The 17,190-nt window shown below is 75.6% G+C and carries 14 protein-coding genes; 7 read left to right on the top strand and 7 right to left on the bottom strand.

Annotation, left to right across the window (positions count from 1 at the left end; translation table 11 throughout):
* Positions 1-68: 68 nt before the first annotated feature.
* Complete coding sequence (locus HNR61_RS13480; RefSeq protein WP_182843478.1) at positions 69-941, bottom strand: helix-turn-helix domain-containing protein; 873 nt, start codon at positions 939-941, stop codon at positions 69-71.
* A gap of 126 nt (positions 942-1,067) precedes the next feature.
* Between HNR61_RS13480 and HNR61_RS13485 the strand changes: the two genes are divergently transcribed.
* Positions 1,068-2,462, top strand: a complete 1,395-nt coding sequence (locus HNR61_RS13485; protein ID WP_182843479.1) for an MFS transporter — start codon at positions 1,068-1,070, stop codon at positions 2,460-2,462.
* Positions 2,463-2,494: 32 nt separating this feature from the next.
* Here HNR61_RS13485 and HNR61_RS13490 read toward each other — a convergent pair whose 3' ends face one another.
* Entirely contained in the window at positions 2,495-3,364 is an 870-nt protein-coding gene (locus tag HNR61_RS13490; RefSeq protein ID WP_182843480.1) for a thermonuclease family protein, read from the bottom strand.
* Between the two features lie 200 nt (positions 3,365-3,564).
* Between HNR61_RS13490 and HNR61_RS13495 the strand changes: the two genes are divergently transcribed.
* The 5 genes from HNR61_RS13495 (at position 3,565) to HNR61_RS13515 (ending at position 9,058) form a co-directional block, all read left to right on the top strand.
* Positions 3,565-4,254 (top strand): DUF5701 family protein, encoded by a 690-nt coding sequence (locus tag HNR61_RS13495; RefSeq protein ID WP_182843481.1) that lies wholly within the window; start codon positions 3,565-3,567, stop codon positions 4,252-4,254.
* 163 nt (positions 4,255-4,417) lie between these two features.
* Positions 4,418-6,142 carry a glycoside hydrolase family 3 protein gene (locus HNR61_RS13500; protein WP_220509301.1) on the top strand — a complete coding sequence of 575 codons (1,725 nt, stop codon included), beginning with the start codon at positions 4,418-4,420 and terminating at the stop codon, positions 6,140-6,142.
* 62 nt (positions 6,143-6,204) lie between these two features.
* The gene (locus tag HNR61_RS13505; RefSeq protein WP_182843482.1) at positions 6,205-7,317 is read left to right on the top strand and encodes a hypothetical protein; all 1,113 of its coding nucleotides are present in this window, start codon (positions 6,205-6,207) and stop codon (positions 7,315-7,317) included.
* Positions 7,314-8,231, top strand: coding sequence for an ABC transporter ATP-binding protein (locus HNR61_RS13510; protein ID WP_182843483.1), 918 nt, complete (start codon positions 7,314-7,316; stop codon positions 8,229-8,231). Before HNR61_RS13505 ends, HNR61_RS13510 begins: the two co-directional genes overlap by 4 nt.
* Complete coding sequence (locus tag HNR61_RS13515; RefSeq protein ID WP_182843484.1) at positions 8,228-9,058, top strand: ABC transporter permease; 831 nt, start codon at positions 8,228-8,230, stop codon at positions 9,056-9,058. The genes HNR61_RS13510 and HNR61_RS13515 overlap by 4 nt, the downstream gene beginning before the upstream one ends.
* A gap of 3 nt (positions 9,059-9,061) precedes the next feature.
* On the opposite strand, the gene HNR61_RS13520 is transcribed toward HNR61_RS13515, so the two are convergent.
* A complete protein-coding gene (locus tag HNR61_RS13520; protein ID WP_182843485.1) occupies positions 9,062-9,862 on the bottom strand; it encodes a lipase family alpha/beta hydrolase in 801 nt (266 codons plus the stop codon).
* Between the two features lie 285 nt (positions 9,863-10,147).
* On the opposite strand from HNR61_RS13520, the gene HNR61_RS13525 reads away from it, so the two are divergent.
* The gene (locus tag HNR61_RS13525; protein ID WP_182843486.1) at positions 10,148-11,089 is read left to right on the top strand and encodes an alpha/beta hydrolase; all 942 of its coding nucleotides are present in this window, start codon (positions 10,148-10,150) and stop codon (positions 11,087-11,089) included.
* Here the strand turns inward: HNR61_RS13525 and HNR61_RS13530 are convergent.
* Genes HNR61_RS13530 through HNR61_RS47650 form a run of 4 tightly spaced genes read right to left on the bottom strand, consistent with a single transcriptional unit; the run spans position 11,066 to position 17,189 of the window.
* On the bottom strand, positions 11,066-12,064 hold the full coding sequence (locus HNR61_RS13530; RefSeq protein ID WP_246442655.1) for an aldo/keto reductase: 999 nt from the start codon (positions 12,062-12,064) through the stop codon (positions 11,066-11,068). The two genes, HNR61_RS13525 and HNR61_RS13530, sit on opposite strands and share 24 nt — an antisense overlap.
* Before the next feature lie 17 nt (positions 12,065-12,081).
* A complete protein-coding gene (locus HNR61_RS13535; RefSeq protein ID WP_182843487.1) occupies positions 12,082-13,122 on the bottom strand; it encodes a family 2 encapsulin nanocompartment cargo protein polyprenyl transferase in 1,041 nt (346 codons plus the stop codon).
* Positions 13,123-13,139: 17 nt separating this feature from the next.
* Positions 13,140-14,525: a family 2B encapsulin nanocompartment shell protein gene (locus tag HNR61_RS13540; RefSeq protein ID WP_312897892.1), complete on the bottom strand. Its 1,386-nt coding sequence runs from the start codon at positions 14,523-14,525 to the stop codon at positions 13,140-13,142.
* Between the two features lie 6 nt (positions 14,526-14,531).
* The gene (locus HNR61_RS47650; protein WP_182843488.1) at positions 14,532-17,189 is read right to left on the bottom strand and encodes a terpene synthase family protein; all 2,658 of its coding nucleotides are present in this window, start codon (positions 17,187-17,189) and stop codon (positions 14,532-14,534) included.
* Position 17,190: the final 1 nt, after the last annotated feature.

Genomic DNA, 17,190 nt, shown 5'->3' on the forward strand with positions numbered 1-17,190 from the left:
GACGGGACGCCGCCCACACCCCGTCCGTATCCCGCGTCCCAGGTGTCTCACCCGCGGGCACGGACGGTTCACGGCGCCCGCCGCCGGGAGGGCGGGACGGGCGCCGCCTCGCCGGAGGCGGCGAGGTCGAGGAGCGTCATCGCGTCGTGGTCCGGGCTGCCGGGGGGCGCCATGTAGACGACGAGGCGCTGGCCCTGCGCGCGGTTCAGGGTCATCCCCTCGTGCGAGAGCGTCATCGTGCCGACCTCCGGGTGCCGGAGGGTCTTCTCGCCGTCGCCGATCGTGCGCACCTCGTACCGCTCCCAGAGCCGGGCGAAGTCGGGGCTCTTGACGATCAGCTCGCCCACCAGCGAGGCGAGGTCGGGGGCGTCGGGGTCGGTGCCGGCGATCGCCCGCAACTGGGCGACGCACCCCACGGCCTTCCGCTCCCAGTCCACCCACAGCTCGCGGGCCGCCGGGTGCAAGAAGGTGTAGCGGACGGTGTTGCGCTGCCGTTCCGGCCAGTCGGTGATGCCGTGGAGCAGCCGCAGCCCGGCGGGGTTGGCGGCCAGCAGGTCGTTGGTGCGGCTCACGACGTACGCCGGGTTGGGCCGGAGCGTCTCCAGGAGTCGCTGGACGGTGGGGCGGACCCGCCGCGACGGCAGGGGGCGGGGTTCGGGGGCCTGCCGCGCCGCGCGCGCCGCCAGTCCGCGCAGGAAGTCCCGCTCCTCGGCGTCGAGGCGGAGCGCGTCGGCCAGCGCGTCGACCACGGCGGGGCTCGGACGGGTCTCCTTGCCGCGTTCCAGCCGCACGTAGTAGTCGATGCTCACCCCGGCCAGCGCCGCCACCTCCTCCCGGCGCAGGCCCGGCGTACGGCGCGTGCCGGTTCCGGCGGGCAGCCCGACGTCGGCCGGACGGACACCGCCGCGGCGCGCCCGCAGGAACCTCCCGAACTCGGTCATACCACCATCCTGCCAGCGGGGGGAGCATGGTTCCGGCCCGGAGCCTGGCCCTGTCACACCCCCCTGTGGCGCGCCCCGGAAGACCGCGGTCTGCCCCTCCCCCGCGGACCTCACCAGCCTGGGCGAATGAGCACTCTCGCACCGGACCGCGCGTCACGGGACGCGCGGCGACGCACGGCCGCACCGAAGCTGGTCCTGGCGACCGCGTTCATGGGCATCTTCCTGCTCAACCTCGACGCCATGGCGGTGAACGTGGCGCTGCCCGAGATCGGGCGCGCCTTCGGCGGCGGCACGGCGGGGCTCCAGTGGATCGTGGACGCCTACACGCTGATGTTCGCCGCGCTCCTGCTCTCCGCCGGCGCGCTCTCCGACCGGATCGGGGCGAGCCGCGCGTTCGGCGCCGGCGTCGCGGTCTTCACGGTCGCCTCGGCGGCCTGCGGGCTGGCGCCGGGGCTGGGCGAGCTGATCGCCGCCCGGCTGCTCCAGGGGGGCGCGGCGGCGATCATGCTGCCCTCCTCGCTGGCCCTCGTCCGGCAGGCGTTCCCCGACGCGGGCCGGCGGGCGCGGGCCATCGCGCTGTGGACCGTCGGCGGAGCCGTCGCGGTCGCCGCCGGCCCGGTGGTCGGCGGGGCGCTGTCCGGCACCCTGGGCTGGCGGGCGATCTTCGCCGTCAACCTGCCCGTCGGCGTCGCCACCCTCGCGGTGCTGGCCCGCGCGGAACGCTCGCCGCGCCGGGCCGGACCGCTGGACCCCTACGGCCAGCTCGCGGCGGTCGTCGCGCTGGTGGCGCTCACCTTCGCGGTGATCGACGGCGGCGAGAACGGCTTCGGCGAACCCCTGGTGCTGGGCTGCCTGGGGCTCGCCGCGGCGGCGACGGCCGCGTTCGTCGCGATCGAGGCGCGCACCGCCGCGCCGATGGTCCCGCTCGGCCTCTTCCGTTCGCGCACGGTGACGCTCTCGGTCGTGATCGGCTTCGTCGTCAACGCCGCCTTCTACGGGCTGGTGTTCGTGCTGAGCCTGTTCTTCCAGGACGTCCTGCGCCTGTCCGCCATGGCCGCGGGGCTGATGTTCCTGCCGATGACGGCCGTGATCGCCGGAGCCAACCTGGCCTCGGCCAGGGCGGCGGCGCGCTTCGGGCCGCGGGTGCCGATCGCCGTCGGCCAGGCGGTCTGCGCGCTGGCGATGGTCGGCCTGCTCTGGGTGGACGAGGGGACCGGCCGACCGGTGATCGCGATGATGCTCGTCCCGGCCGGGCTCGGCCTGGGCTTCGCCATCCCCTCCCTGACGGCCGTCCTGCTGGACGACGTCGCCGCCGACCGGGCCGGAATGGCCGCCGGGGTCCTGAACTCCTTCCGGCAGACGGGCGGCGCGCTCGCCGTGGCCGTCTTCGGAACCCTGGTCGCGGGCCGGGGCGATTTCGTGGTGGGGCTGCGGATCACCTTGTGCGTCACGGCCGCCCTGCTGGCGACCACCACGGCCGCGGCCCTCCTCCTGCCCCGCCTGCCCCGCGGCCGCGACTGAGAGCCGCTCCACGCTCGCCGCGGCCGCGCGAGCTATGCGGACCGGCCCGGCAGTTTCAGGGTGGCGCGGGCTTGTTCGTAGTCTTCCGGCCAGATCCACAGGCGTTGTGACGGCGGCACCCGGTGGTAGCCGAACGGGCCCACCACGCTGCGGTCGCGCAGGTCCACGCAGATGCGCTGGAACGCGGACGCGGCGGTCGCCTTGGGGTCGGGCAGGTTCCGGACGCCGAGCTTCACGCACGCCCGGAACTCGTAGGCCAGCAGCACGTCCGCGCCGAACTCGGCCCACATGCCGCGCCGCTCCGTCCAGGCCGCGTCGGCGTCGCGCAGCAGCAGCCGCAGGTCGGGCGCGGACGGCAGCGACGGGTGGACGAGGAACAGCGCGCCCCAGCCGGAGGCGACCATGTCGAGGTTGAACGTGCGGCGTTCGGGGGCGTCGCGGGGCGGCACGGGGTCGTTCGGCCCGCCCGCGAACCAGGGGGACAGGTACGCCAGCAGCCGCCCGTAGCGGTCGATCTTCTCTCCGGCGGGCAGCACGGCGACGCGGCGGCGCTCCCCGCCGGGCCGGGCCAGGCGGCGGTCCAGCAGCCGGTCGAACTCGGCGCTGGCGCGCTCCCCGGCGGTGATGTGGCGGTGGGCGGCGTCGGGGGTGAGGCGTTCCAGCAGGTGGTCGCGGAGTTCGTCGGGCAGGGCCGCGCCGTAGGTGCCGTCGGTGAGGCGCCCGCGGCAGCGGTCGAGGACGGCCTGCGCGGCGGGCGGCGCCCCGGCGTACCCCGCCTTCTCGGGGGTGTCCACCGACACCATGCGGATGGGCTGCTCGACGACGGGCGTGTCCCCGTCGGAGGTGCGGACGAGACGGCGCGGCGCGGGCTTCCCGGCCGGCGGCGGGTCGGAGACGGTCATGGGACCCCCACGGAGGGATGAGACCTCCAGCTTCGCACCATTTGACCCAATTGTGACCTCCGTGGGACATCACCGCCGGGAATGCGGGCCGTTTCTCCGTATGTTGTACGGAGTTAGTGGCCGTCGCCCACCGGAAGAGAGGCCCGTTGCCCCAGCAGCCGATCGCCGCCCCCGCCCCGACGTCCCGTAAGGAGCCCGAGATGACCGCCACCCCCACGCCCGACACCGACGACACCGCCGCCGCGGGCGGCTTCGACGCGGGGAGCGAGTTCGACCGGCAGGTCTCGGTGCTCGTCGGCAGGGGGTATCCCGCGCTGGCCGGGATGGCGGACGAGGCGTTCGCCGAACTCCTCGCGCCGCTCCGGGCCTCCGCCGAGAAGCGCGCCGACGCGATGAGCCCGCCCGAGGAGGGGCGGGTGCCGTTCCTGGTGGTCGTCACCCGCGAGGTCGTGCCGGTCGAGGAGATGGTCGCCCGCACCGCGCTCCCGCGCCGGACCCAGCCGGGGGTCATCGACCGCCACTACAAGGAGGGGGACATCGAGCGCTTCGTCCCCACCAAGGAGGCCGAGCCGCCCGCCCCCCGCGCCTACCTGCTGTTCGACGTGGACCGGGGCGAGGAGTTCTGCGGCGCGGTGCCCAACGACGCCATGGCCGCCATCGCGGACCGGGGCCGCACGCCGCTCACGATGGAGGAGGGTCTCGCGCTGGTCACGCAGTTCCCGGCGGCGCTGGCCAAGAACAAGTGCTTCTCGCTGGGCGGCTCCCGCTGCGGCGACCGCCGCGTCCCGGCGCTGTGGATCAGCCAGAACGCCCCCAAGCTCGGCTGGTGCTGGGAGGGCAACCCGCACACCTGGCTCGGCATGGCCTCCGCCGCCGGCCGCGCCGCCTGACCCCGCGGGGTGCGCCCCCGCGTGCGCCGGGCGCACCCCGCGCCACCTGCCGGAGACGTCCGGGCCTACGGAACCCGGGGGCCGATCTTGGCAGGTTCCGCCCGTTGACCCGGAGGCCGGTCCGTACTGGTCTGGACCAGAGATGATCTCCGAAGGAGGCGCGATGCGGAACCGGCTGACGGCGACCCTTCTGACCGCGGCGCTCGGCCTGCCCCTGGCCCCGGCGGCCGCGCACGCGCAGGTCGGCGGCGACCGCTGCGATCCCCGGGCGCAGCTCGCCCGGATGACCGACGCCGAGAAGGTCGGGCAGATGGTCATGGCGGTCACCCACGACGGCCCCGACGGGATGCCGAACGAGCAGACCCGCCAGGCCATCCAGGACCTGAAGATCGGCTCGGTGATCACCTCCGAGCCCCGCACGCCGGAGCTGGCCGCCCGGTACTCCAACCAGGTGCAGCGCTGGGCCGCCGGGACGCGGCCCGGCCTGCCGCTGCTGGTGTCGGGCGACTTCGAGTTCGGCACCACGCACAACGTGCGCGAGGGCACCACCCCGCTGCCGAACGCGATGGGCCTCGGCGCGGCCCGCGACCCGCGCCTGGCCCGGGACGCCGCGCGCGTCACCGCCGCCGAGGCCCGCGCGATGGGCTTCCACTGGAACTACGCGCCGGTCGCCGACGTCAACACCAACCCCGCCAACCCGATCATCGGCGTCCGGTCGTTCGGGGAGCGGACCGGCCTGGTGCGCGACCTGGTGGCCACGCAGGTCCGCGCCTACCGCGACGCCGGGGTCGTCGCGACGCCCAAGCACTTCCCCGGCCACGGCGACACCCGCAACGACAGCCACCTCGACCTCCCGGCCGTGGAGTACGACCGGACCACCCTCGAACGCGTCCACCTGCCACCGTTCCGGGCCGCCGTCGACGCCGGGGCCGAGGCGATCATGACGGCGCACGTGGTGGTCAAGGCGATCGACCCCGACCTGCCCGCCACCCTGTCGCCCAAGGTCCTCACCGGGCTGCTGCGGCGGGAGATGGGGTTCCGGGGGCTGATCGTCACCGACGGCATGGACATGGACGCCATCGACAAGAACTGGGGCACCCGCGAGGCGACCGTCATGGCCGTCAGGGCGGGCGCGGACGTGGTGATGTCCACCGGCGAGCACCAGACGCAGGTGGACGCCGTGGACGCGCTGCTGGACGCGGTCCGCTCCGGGGAGCTGCCCCGCCGGCGCGTGGACGAGTCGGTGCTGCGCGTCCTCGGCCTCAAGTGCGCCAACGTCAAGAACCGCTACGTCAGCCCCGCGCTGGCCGAACGCGTCGCGGGCAACGCCGCGTTCCGGCACCGCGCCGCCGAACTCGGCCGGGCCGCGACCACCCTGGTCAAGAACGAGGGCCGGGTGCTCCCCTTCGACGCGCGCGACACCGAGCGCACCCTGGTCGCCGGGGTCACCCAGACCGAGCAGCTCGCGAACGCCGTCGACGCCGTCGCGTCCGGCCCCGTGACGCGCTGGCAGGCGGCCACCACCGACCCGACCGACGCCGAGATCGCCGAGGCCGTGCGGCGGGCGAGGGAGGCCGACCGCGTCGTCGTCGCCACCTACTCCTCCGGCCCGCTGCCCGCCGGACAGGCCAGGCTCGTGGACGCGCTGCTGGCCACCGGCAGGCCCGTCGCCGCCGTCGCCACCGGGCTGCCCTACGACTACGCGGCCTACCCGCGGGTCAAGGCGTACGTGGCGAGCTACGCGACCACCGCGCGCACCCAGCGGACCAACCTGACCATGCACCGCGCGACCGCCGAGGTGCTGTTCGGGCGGCGGCCCGGCGGGCGGCTGCCGGTGACGATCGCCGGGCACTTCCCCTTCGGGCACGGGCTGACGTACGGGGGCTGACGGGCGGGAGCCGGCGAACGGGGACTGACGTACCGCGGCGTCCGGCACGTACGGTGGCAAAGATGAGCGTGGTTCGAGGCGAGGCGCGGCGGCGATGGCTCGTCGTCGCCGCCCTCGCCGCGGCGCTCGTCGCGGTCCCCGTCACCGTCGCCGCCTGGCCGGTCGGCGCGTCCGCCCCCGCGCCGGACCGCCTGCGCGCCCTGGTCCGCGCCGCGTCGGCCGCCCCCCACGAGGGCCTGGTCGAGACCCGCGGAACGCTCGGGCTGCCCACGCTGCCCGGCCTGGAGGACGCCACCGGGCTGCTCGGCGGCACCAACCGGATCCGCGTCTGGTTCGAGGAGCCGCGCCGCTGGCGGGTGGCGCTGCTCCAGCCCGCCGGGGAACGCGGCTTCCAGCAGACCCCCGGGGAGCTGACCATCTGGGACTACGAACGCGAACTGCTCACCAAGGTCCGCGGCGACCCCGCCGTCCGGCTGCCCAACGCCACCGACCTCACCCCGCCCGCGCTGGCCCGCCGCCTGCTGGCGCTGGCCGGGAGCGGCGACCGGGTCACCGCGCTGCCCGCCCGCCGCGTCGCGGGCCGCGCCGCCGCCGGGCTGCGCGTCGCCCCGGCCGACCCAGGCACCACGATCGGGACGCTGGAGGTGTGGGCCGACCCGCGCACCGGCTTCCCCCTGGAGACGCGGATCACCCCGCGGGAGACCGGGCGGCCCGCGCTGACCAGCCGCTTCCTGGACCTGGAGCTGCGCCGCCCGGACCGCGGCGCGGTCTCCCCCACCCCGCGGCCGAACCTGCGGACGATCAGCGTCGCCGCGCCCGACCTGCTGACCCGGATCGCCTACCGCAGCGACCGCCGGCTGCCCGACACCCTCGCCGGACGCCCCGCGCTGGACTCCACGCCGTCGGTCGCCAGCCTGCGCGCCTACCGGGACGGGTTCGCGTCGTTCCTGGTGGCGCCGCTGCCCGGCATGTACGGCGGGCGGGTGTACCAGGCGGCGCTCCAGGCGGGCGCGCCGGAGATCCGGATCCAGCGCGGCACCGTGGCGCTGCTGCTGCGCTCGTCGCTGCTCAACGCGATGCTGGTGCGCAACTGGGGCGGCGAGCCCACGTTCCTGATCATCGGGGCGGTCGGCCGGGACCGGCTGACCGCCGTGGCCCGGGAGCTCTATCCATGATCGTCACACGGGCGCTGACCAAGCGCTTCGGCCGGGTCACGGCGGTGGACGGGGTCGGCCTGGACGTCGGGGAGGGCGACCGGTACGGGCTGCTCGGCCCCAACGGGTCCGGCAAGACCACCCTGGTCCGGATGCTGCTCGGCCTCGTCTACGCCACCTCCGGCGAGATCGAGGTGCTGGGCGAGCCGGTCCCGCGCCGCCTCGGCCGGGTGCTGCCGCGGGTCGGCGCGCTGGTGGAGGGGCCGGGGGCCTACCGGCACCTGTCGGGCCGCGCCAACCTGCGCCTCCTCGACGCCGCCGGGCCCGGCGGCGCCCGCCGCGACCGCCGCCACCGGATCGAGGAGGCCCTGGAGCGCGTCGGGCTGTCCGGCGTCGACGAACGCCCCGTCCGCGCCTACTCCCTGGGCATGCGGCAGCGGCTCGGCCTGGCCGCCGCGCTGCTGCGCCGCCCCCGGCTGCTGGTCCTCGACGAGCCCACCAACGGCCTGGACCCCCAGGGCATCCGCGAGATCCGCGACCTGCTCGCCGAGCTCAACGCGGACGGCACCACGATCCTGCTGTGCAGCCACCTGCTCGCCGAGGTCGAGGAGCTGTGCACCCGCGTCGGCGTGATGGACCGGGGGCGGCTGGTCCTCCAGTCCGACATGGCGGAGATCCGCTCCCCCACCGGCCAGGTCGCCGTCCGCTCCCCCGACGCCGACAAGGCCGCCGACCTGCTGGACGGCCGGGTCGAGCACCGCGACGGCGACCGGCTGCTGGTCCGCGCCGCCGACGCCGCCGAGCTCAACGCCCTGCTCGTCACCGAAGGCCTGCGCGTCACCGAGATCGGCGTGCGTCGGCGCTCCCTGGAGGAGGTCGTCCTGAACCTCACCGGCACCGGCTCCGACCGGCTCGACCGGGAACCGCAACGATGATCACGACCGAGCTGGTGAAGATGGTGCGGCGGCCCCGCACCTGGGTGTCGCTGCTGCTGCTGTGCGGGCTCCCGGCGATCGTGGCGGTGTTCCTCGGCGTCACCGAGATCGCGCCGCGCCCCGGCGAGGGCCCGGCGTTCCTGTCGGCCGTCCTCTCCAGCGGCCAGCTCTACCCGGCCGCGGCGCTGGCGATGGTGCTGCCGCTGTTCCTGCCGGTGTCGGTCGCGGTGGTCGGCGGCGACTCGGTGGCGGGCGAGGCGGGCGCGGGCATGCTGCGCTACCTGCTGGTGCGGCCGGTCGGCCGGACCCGGCTGCTGGTGGCCAAGCTGGTCGCGCTGGTCGCCTACGTGCTGCTGGCGGTCGTCCTGATCGTGGTGACGTCGTACGCGATGGGCGTGACGATGCTCGGCGACGCGCCCCCGGAGGCCCTGGCCGGGCAGGACCTGCTCAGCTCGGTGTCGGGGACGTCGCTGACCCGCACCGAGCTGCTGCTGCGGGTCGCGGCGACCATGCTCTACGTCGGGGTGTGCATGCTGGGCGTCGGCGCGATCGCGCTGTTCCTGTCCACGCTGACCGACTCGGCGCTGGGCGCGGCGCTCGGCGCGCTCGCCGCGCTGATCACCAGCCAGGTGCTGGTGACGCTGGACGCCGCCGCGTCGGTCCGCCCCTACCTGCTGACCCGCTACTGGCTGGCGTGGGTGGACCTCTTCCGCGACCCGATCCTGTGGCGCGACATCGAACGCGGCCTGGCGCTCCAGGCCGTGTACGTGCTGGTGTTCCTGGCCGCCGCCTGGGCGAACTTCGCCACCCGCGACGTCACGAGCTGACCGTCACCCGCGCGGCGCCCCGCAGTCGCCGCGCCCGGGCGGCGACGGCGGCCCCGCGTCCAGCGCCCGCGTGACGATCGCGGTGACCAGCGGGTCGGCCGGGAGCCCGGTGTGGCCGACCCGCGCGTCCGGGCACACCTCCTGGACGCCCACCCCGGTCGCCCCCGGCAGCCGCGACGCCTCGGGCCGCACGGTCTCGTCGTCGTCGGTCCACACCGAGACCCAGCGGGGCGGGTCGGGCGCGCGGTCCCCCAGCTCCCGCAGCAGGCCGCTGCCGGGCACGAGCTGGCGGCACGCCTCCGGGCAGGCGCCCGGCGCCAGCGCCGACCCGGCCGCCGCCAGGTCCGCGCCCTGGTGCGGCGACCCGAGCGTGACGATCCGCCGCGCCTTGCCGGCGCCGTCGTGCTCGCGCACCCACAGGCGCGCCACGACGCCGCCCGCCGAGTGCGCCACCACGTCCACCGACGGCGCGCCGCCGCGCAGCGCCTCGGACACCCGGCGGTCCAGCACCCGGGCCTGCTCGCGCAGGTCGCCGGTGCCGTCGCCGGGCATCTCCACCACGACCGCCTCCCGGCCCGCGCTCCGCAGCCGGGCCGCCAGCACCCGCAGCCCGCCGGTCCCGGCGCCGTACCCCGGGACCAGCAGCACGGGGCCGGGCCGGTCCTGCGCCACCGCGTCCGCGCCGGAGGAGCGCGCGATCAGCACCCGCCCCGCCACGGCCCCGACCAGGAGCAGCGCCAGGGCCCCCACCGTCAGCACGAACACCCGCCGCCGCGGGCTGAGCCCCGCCAGCCGATCACGCATGCATCCCAGAATGCCCGGAGAATCCCCGAACGGCACGACTCCCCGCGGAGTACCGGCCCCCGCCCGCCTACGCCCGGGGGCCGAGGACCGGACACCTCCCCTGCCGGACGCGCCGCGCCGCGCCCGGCGGTGAAAGTGGTGGCGACCGCGAGAGGAGGCCCCGATGGCCCGTCGGATCCGCGTCCGGCGCCGTCCCGCCCGGCGCTCCGCGCCCGGCCCGGACCTGCGCACACCAGGCGGCCGCCCCCTCCCCTACCGAACCCCTGCGATCCCTGGGAGCACGCCATGCCCGTCCTGCCGGAACTCCGGCCCATGCTGGAACGCATCGCCGCCGCCCGCGCGCAGCAGGCCGTTCCGCCGTCCCTCGCCGAGCAGCGCGCCATGATCGCCGCGCAGCAGCCGATGCGGCTGCGCCTGGTGGCACCCGCCCCGAAGGCCGACCGCGCCGAGCACCGCGTCCCCGTGCCCGGCGGGGAGATCGCCGTGCGGGTGTTCACGCCGCCCGGCGCGGACGGGCCGCTCCCCGTCCACCTGCACGTCCATGGCGGCGGCTGGTGGCTCGGATCGCACGAACCGCACGACGTCGCCTGCGCCCGCCTCGCCGTGGACGCCGGCTGCGCGGTCGTCTCGCCCGACCACCGGCTCGCGCCGGAGCACCCGTTCCCGGCCCCGGCCGAGGACGTGTACGCCACGCTGCTGTGGACCGTCGAGCACGCCGCCGGCCTGGGCGTCGATCCCGGGCGCGTCTCGGTCGGCGGCGTGTCCTCCGGCGGCAACCTCGCCGCCGCCGCGGCGCTCATGGCCCGCGACCGGGGCGGCCCCGCCCTGGCCGCGCAGCTCCTGGAGGTCGCGCCGCTCGACCTGACGCTGACCGCGCTCGCCGACGTCGGGCCGGTCCCCGGCCTGCCGCTCACCCGCGAGGACATGGCGCGGTACGTCGCCCGCTACGCCGCCGGCGCCCCGCGCGAGCACCCGTACCTGTCGCCGCTGCGCGCCGGGGACCTGTCGGGCCTCCCCCCGGCGCGGATCATGACGGCGGAGTACGACCTCCTGCGCGACGACGGCGAACGCTACGCCGCCCGCCTCGCCGAGGCGGGCGTCCCCGCCGCCGTCACGCGCTGGGCGGGCCACCTCCACGGCTCCCACGAGATGACCGCGCTGCTGCGCTCGGCCCGCGAGTGGCAGGCGCTCAACGCGGAGTTCCTACGCGAGCGGCTGCGGCGCTGACGGACCGGTCCCGGCGCCGGTGCGGTCGATGGCCGCGCGGATCTCGGCCAGGTCCTCCCCGGTCAGCTCCAGGTTCCCGGCCGTGACCCAGCCGTCGACCTGGTCCGGCCGCCGCGCCCCGACGATCGCGCCGGTCACGCCGGGCCAGGCCAGCGGCCACGCCACCGCGACCGCGCCCGGCGTCACCCCGTGCCGGTCGGCGACCGGGCGCAGGGCGTCGGCCAGCGCGAGGTTCGCGGCCAGGCCGGTGGTGAAGTCGGGGGCGGCGCGCCGCCAGTCGTCGGCGGGCAGGGCGGCGGCGCGTTCGGCGGTGAACGCCCCGGTCAGCAGCCCCGACTGCATCGGCGAGTACACGATCACGCCGGTGTCGTGGGCGGCGCACCAGGCGACCTCGTCGGCGAACGACCGGTTGATCGCCGAGAACGGCGGCTGGAGCGTGTCCACGTGCCCGGCGCGTTCGGCGGCCTCCAGCCGGTCCACGCGGTGGTTGGACAGCCCGACCGCGCGGACCTTCCCCTCGGCCCTCAGGTCCAGCATGGTCTGCCAGTACTCCTCGACGGGACCTCCCGCGTCGGGGATCTGGTGGACCTGGTACAGGTCGACGCGTTCGACGCGCAGCCGCCGCAACGACGCCTCCACCTCGCGGCGGATCGAGGCGGGCGTGGCGACCCGCGAGACCCGCCCCTGGTCGTCCCAGACCTCGCCGCACTTGGTGAACACGTACGGCCGGTCGGACTCGGGCAGCCCGTCCAGGGCCTTGGCGACGATCTCCTCCGAGTGCCCGAGCCCGTACACCGCGGCGGTGTCGATCCAGTTGACGCCGTGTTCCAGCGCCCGCCGGACCGCCGCCACCGAGTCGCCGTCGTCCTGGCTCCCCCATCCGTGCTGCCACCGCCCGCCGACGGCCCAGGCCCCGAAGCCCACCCGGGTGATCTCCATGCCGGTCGTGCCGAACCGCACCTTGCGCAACGTCATGCGACCATCATGGCCGGTCAGTGATCGCGGCGCGTCACCAGCCGGGCCACCGCGTCCAGCTCCCGGTGGGCCGGGGGCTCCGGAGCCGCCATCGCCAGCTCGGCGAGGGCCCCGGTCATCAGCTCGTCGGCGCGCCGCGACGCCCACGCACGTCCGCCCGCGTCCTCCACCAGCCGCGCCGCCCGCGCCAGCTCGGCGTCCCCGAGCGGCTCCTTCGCCAGGTACAGCGTCCGCAGCTCCCGGCCCGCGTCCGTGCCGGACGCCAGGGCCGCCACCACCGGCAGCGACTTCTTGCGGTTGCGCAGGTCGGAGTAGACGGGCTTGCCGGTGACGGCCGGGTCGCCCCAGACGCCCAGCAGGTCGTCGACGAGCTGGAACGCCAGGCCGAGGCCCTCCCCGAACGCCCGCAGCCGCTCCACCCGTTCGCGCGTCGCGCCGCCGAACATCCCGCCCAGCGCGCACGACGCGCCCATCAGCGCGGCCGTCTTGCCCGACGCCATCGCCAGGCACTCGGCGAGCGCGACGTCGGCGCGTTCCTCGAACGCCATGTCCGCGCTCTGCCCCTCCACCAGCTCCAGCATGGCGCGGGACAGCACGCCCACCGCGCCGCGCGCCGCCGGGCCGGGGGCGGCGGCGACCACCTCGAACGCCGCCGCCAGCAGCGCGTCCCCGGCCAGGATCGCCGCGTTCGCGCCGAACACGCTCCACGCCGTCGCGCGGTGCCGCCGGGTCAGGTCGCCGTCCATCACGTCGTCGTGCAGCAGCGAGAAGTTGTGCGCGAGCTCCACGGCGACGGCGGCGGGCAGCGCGTCGGCCGCCGTCCCGCCGACCGCCTCGGCGCACAGCAGCGTCAGCGCCGGGCGGATCGCCTTGCCCGCCCCGCCCCGCGCGGGCCGGTCCTCCTCGTCGCGCCAGCCGAAGTGGTAGGCGGCGATCCGGCGCATCACCGGGGGCAGCTCCGCCACCACCTCGCGCAGCGCCGGATCGAGCAGGCCGCGGCTCCACACCAGCGTCTCGGCCGCCGAACGCGCCGTTCCCATCTCCTGGGTCGCCGACATCGAGACCTCCTTCGCGCTCACCGGTTGATCTCGACGTTCTCCAGAACGCCGAGCGCGTCGGGCACCAGCACGGCCGCCGAGTAGTAGGCGCTGACCAGGTACGACACGATCGCCTGCTCGCTGACGCCCATGAACCGCACCGACAGGCCCGGCTGGAACTCGTCGGGGATGCCGGTCCGGTGCAGGCCGATCACGCCCTGGTCGTCCTCGCCGGTCCGCAGCACCAGCACCGAGGACGTCCCGGTCCGGCTGATCGGGATCTTGTCGCAGGGCAGGATCGGCACGCCGCGCCAGGCCATCACGGGCCGCCCCTCGCACACCGTCCCCTGCGGGTAGAGGCCGCGCCTGGTGCACTCGCGGCCGAACGCCGCGATCGTCTTCGGGTGCGCCAGGAAGAACCGGGACTTGCGGCGGCGGCACAGCAGCTCGTCCATGTCGTCGGGGGTGGGCGGCCCGTTCCGGGTCGGGATGCGCTGCCGCAGGTCGCAGTTGTGGAGCAGGCCGAAGTCGCGGTTGTTGACCAGCTCGTGCTCCTGGCGCTCGCGCAGCGCCTCGATCGTCAGGCGGAGCTGCTGCTCGACCTGGTCCATCGGGCCGTTGTAGAGGTCGGCGACGCGGGTGTGGACGCGCAGGACGGTCTGGGCGACGCTCAGCTCGTACTCGCGCGGCGACGGCTCGTAGTCCACGAACGTGCCCGGCAGCACCGGCTCGCCCTCGTGCCCGGACACCAGGGTGATCTCGGCCTCGCCCGCCCTGTTGCGCGGGAGGTCGGGGGCGTCGCGGTACTCCTCCAGGTGGTCCCGCAGCGCCTCGTGCCGGCCGGTCAGCTCCCCGATCTCCGCGCGTGGCAGGGCGAGGACCGTGCAGGGGGTGAGCGCCTTGGCGGCGTACTCCCATTCGGCGTCGCCGTCGGCCAGGACGTCCGCGCCGAAGAACTGCCCGTCGGCCAGCACGTCCAGCTCGACCGGCTCGCCGTACTCGCCGCGCCCGATCCGGGAGACCTTGCCGTGCGCGATCAGCACGACCCGGTCCACCGGGCGCCCCGGCTCGACGATCACGTCGCCGGGCTCGTACTCGTGCTGGGTGAGCCGTCCGGCCATGTCCTCCAGCGCCTGCGTCCCGGCGGGCGTCGCGTGCAGCCCGCGCAGCGGCGGCAGCTCGGCCAGCTCGGCGGGGACGACCTGGACGTCGGCGCCGGTGTTGAGGAACGTCAGCCGTCCGTCGCCCACCGTGTAGGTGAGGCGGCGGTTCACCCGGTAGGCGCCGCCGCGCGCCTCCACCCAGGGCAGCATCCGCAGGAGCCAGCGCGGTGTGATGCTCTGCATCATCGGCGCGGACTTGGTGGTCGTCGCCAGGTTCCGTGCCGCCCTGGTGCCGAGGCTGAGCTGCTGTGTCTGCGTCACGGTTCGTTACCTCCAGGGGGTCGCGCTGCGGAACGGTCCGAGACGGGCGGCCGACGTGCCCAGCCCGGTGGGCCCGGCCGGCCGGATGATCCGGGGCGGCCCCGCGAACGCCGCCGCACCCGGGAACGCGGCCGTCTCCCGGTAACGGCCGCTGGTGGTGCTCCACTCCAGATCCCCGGCCAGCCAGGTCTCCAGATCGCGGGCATGGCGGGCGAGCCGGTCGCGGTCGGCGGCGCCCAGGTCGTGCTCGGCGGCCAGCACGGGCAGCTCCACCGAGGTGATCCGGTCGAGCTGCCGCAACCGCGCCTCGACGAGGTCGTTGACGGCGGCGGCGGCGCGCGGGGGGTCGCAGTCCAGGAACCGGTGGACGGCGACGACGGCGTTGTTGATCTCCCCTTCCTCCTCGGTCTCGCGGCGGAAGGACAGCAGGTCGTTACGGAGCGCCGCGATGTCGGCGACCGCGTCGGCCAGCGCCGCCGCGGGTCCCGTCCCGGCCAGCTCCTCGGGGACCGCCGCGCCCGTGACGTGCCGCAGCAGGGCCGCCGACAGCTCCGCGCCGCCGGTGCGCCGCCGCATCTCGACGTAGTCCACGGGGTCGGGCACGCGCTGCTGGACGAGGTTGACCATCTCCCACAGCCAGCTCTCGGCCATGCCCGTCACGGCGTCGGCGAGCCCCCGGCGTTCCCGCGGGGACATGCGGGCCGCCGTCCGCCGCCACAGGTCGGCGAGCCCGCGCTCGACGGGGTCGGCGGGCTCCGGCGACGCGCCCTCCACCGGCACGAACGCCCGCAGCCGCTCCACGAACGCCCTGGCCCCCACCAGATCCCGGGGCCGCTTGAACGCCTCGACGAACACATCGTCGAAGTACCGCCGCCACAGGTGCCAGTCGTTGACGAGCGCCAGCTCGTCAGGCCCCGCGTCCGGATGCGTGAGCGCCGCGAACCGACCATGATCGGCCGCCTCGAACCCGTCCACATCCCACACCCGCGACGCTTCCCCCAAGGGCACAGGCGCACCGACATCGCCAGGAACGCCCACCCCCCGAAACACACCCCCACCCCGACGCGACCTCACCCCACCCCGTGGGTCCGCATCACCGTGCGGGCTCACGCCGTCGTGTGGGGTTGCGTTGGTGGGTGGGCTCACGCTGGTGGGTGGGCTCACGCTGGTGGGTGGGCCCGCGCTGGTGGGTGGGCCCGCGCTGGTGGGTGGGCCCGCGCCACACAGGTTTGCGCCACCTCGCGGCCCCGTATCACGGCGCGGGCCCACGCCACCACGCGGGTTCACACCACCACGCAGGTTTACGCCACCCTGCGGGCTCGCGCTGGTGGGTGAGTCTGCGCCGCGCAGGTTGGTGCCACCTCGCGGGTGCGCATCACCGTGCGGGCTCGCGTCGTCGGGTGGGGTTGTGTTGGTGGGTTCGTTCGTGTTGGGGGTCGGGGGCAGCATTCCCATCGCGGTCGCCCAGCGCCTCGCGTGGTCTCGGACCGCGTCCAGGTGCGGGCTTGTCCGGGTGGGGTGCGGGGCCGTCAGGTCGGGGCGGGGGAACGGGGTGGCGTCCCGTCCTTCGTGGGGGGTGAGGGCGCGCAGTCGCACCGCTGACAGGCCCAGGCCCAGCGGGGTCGTCAGCGGGCCCGGCGCGCGGGCTCCCCCGTTCATGTAGCGGCTGGAGCGCATGTGCCACTGGTGGCCGCCCGACTGCCAGTCCTGGAGGCCCTTCACGTAGCGCAGGACCGCCAGGCGTTCGGCCGGGTCGAGGTCGTGCTCCTCCAGGAGGGGCGGCAGCTCGACCAGGGCCGTGTTCTCGAACTGCTGCATGCGCGAGGTCAGCAGGTCGTTGGTCGCGTCGGCGGCGGTCTGCGGGTCGGTGCCGAAGAAGCGCTCCATCACCAGGACGCCGTTGTTGACCTCGCCCTCCTGCTGCGTCTCGCGCTGGTAGGAGAAGATGTCGTTGCGCAGGTGGACGGCGTCGGAGAACGTGTCCTTCAGCACCCGCAGCGGCCGCGTCCCCGCCACCCGCGCCGGGACCTCCGCCCCGACCGCCAGCTCCGTCAGGTCCGCCGACCAGGGCGCGCCGCCGACCTTGCGCCGCATCGCGACGTAGTCGACGGGGTTGGGGACGCGGCCGTCGCTGATGTTGGACAGCTCCCACAGCGACTCCCGCAGCAGCGCGAGGGTGCTCTCGGAGAAGCGCTCCAGCCACGCGTCCGACATCAGCGGGGCGGTCCGTGCCCACAGGTCGGCCAGGCCGCGTTCGACGGCGTTGGCCGGCTCGGGCACCGGCGTGCCCCGCTCTCGCGGCATGAACCTCGGCAGCCGGTCCAGGTACGCCCGCGCGCCCGCCGCGTCCCGGGCCCTCTTGAACGTCTCCAGGAAGTGGTCGTCGAAGTAGAAGACCCACACGTACCAGTCGTTGACCAGGTCCAGGACGGGGCCGGGCGACTCGGGGTGGATGGAGGCGGTCAGCAACGCGTAGTCGTGCGCGTCGTAGTCCTCCTCGCTCCACACCTCGCGCCCGGTCCCGTCCCGGGGGTCACCGAGGATCCCCATGGCGCGGGACCACCGCCGGGAGTGCTCGCGGGTCCGTTCCAGGTGCGGGTTCAGTCCGGCGGGGTGCGGCAGGTAGAACTCGGGGAGCCGGTAGGGCTGTGCCGAGGTCCGCACG

This window comes from Actinomadura kijaniata, assembly GCF_014138665.1.
Lineage (GTDB): Bacteria > Actinomycetota > Actinomycetes > Streptosporangiales > Streptosporangiaceae > Spirillospora > Spirillospora kijaniata.

Excerpts from the sequence above, each read along its gene's own strand:
- HNR61_RS13480 (WP_182843478.1), bottom strand. The coding sequence starts at position 941 with ATGACCGAGTTCGGGAGGTTCCTGCGGGCGCGCCGCGGCGGTGTCCGT.
- HNR61_RS13485 (WP_182843479.1), top strand. The coding sequence starts at position 1,068 with ATGAGCACTCTCGCACCGGACCGCGCGTCACGGGACGCGCGGCGACGC.
- HNR61_RS13490 (WP_182843480.1), bottom strand. The coding sequence starts at position 3,364 with ATGACCGTCTCCGACCCGCCGCCGGCCGGGAAGCCCGCGCCGCGCCGT.
- HNR61_RS13495 (WP_182843481.1), top strand. The coding sequence starts at position 3,565 with ATGACCGCCACCCCCACGCCCGACACCGACGACACCGCCGCCGCGGGC.
- HNR61_RS13500 (WP_220509301.1), top strand. The coding sequence starts at position 4,418 with ATGCGGAACCGGCTGACGGCGACCCTTCTGACCGCGGCGCTCGGCCTG.
- HNR61_RS13505 (WP_182843482.1), top strand. The coding sequence starts at position 6,205 with ATGAGCGTGGTTCGAGGCGAGGCGCGGCGGCGATGGCTCGTCGTCGCC.
- HNR61_RS13510 (WP_182843483.1), top strand. The coding sequence starts at position 7,314 with ATGATCGTCACACGGGCGCTGACCAAGCGCTTCGGCCGGGTCACGGCG.
- HNR61_RS13515 (WP_182843484.1), top strand. The coding sequence starts at position 8,228 with ATGATCACGACCGAGCTGGTGAAGATGGTGCGGCGGCCCCGCACCTGG.
- HNR61_RS13520 (WP_182843485.1), bottom strand. The coding sequence starts at position 9,862 with ATGCGTGATCGGCTGGCGGGGCTCAGCCCGCGGCGGCGGGTGTTCGTG.
- HNR61_RS13525 (WP_182843486.1), top strand. The coding sequence starts at position 10,148 with ATGCCCGTCCTGCCGGAACTCCGGCCCATGCTGGAACGCATCGCCGCC.
- HNR61_RS13530 (WP_246442655.1), bottom strand. The coding sequence starts at position 12,064 with ATGACGTTGCGCAAGGTGCGGTTCGGCACGACCGGCATGGAGATCACC.
- HNR61_RS13535 (WP_182843487.1), bottom strand. The coding sequence starts at position 13,122 with ATGTCGGCGACCCAGGAGATGGGAACGGCGCGTTCGGCGGCCGAGACG.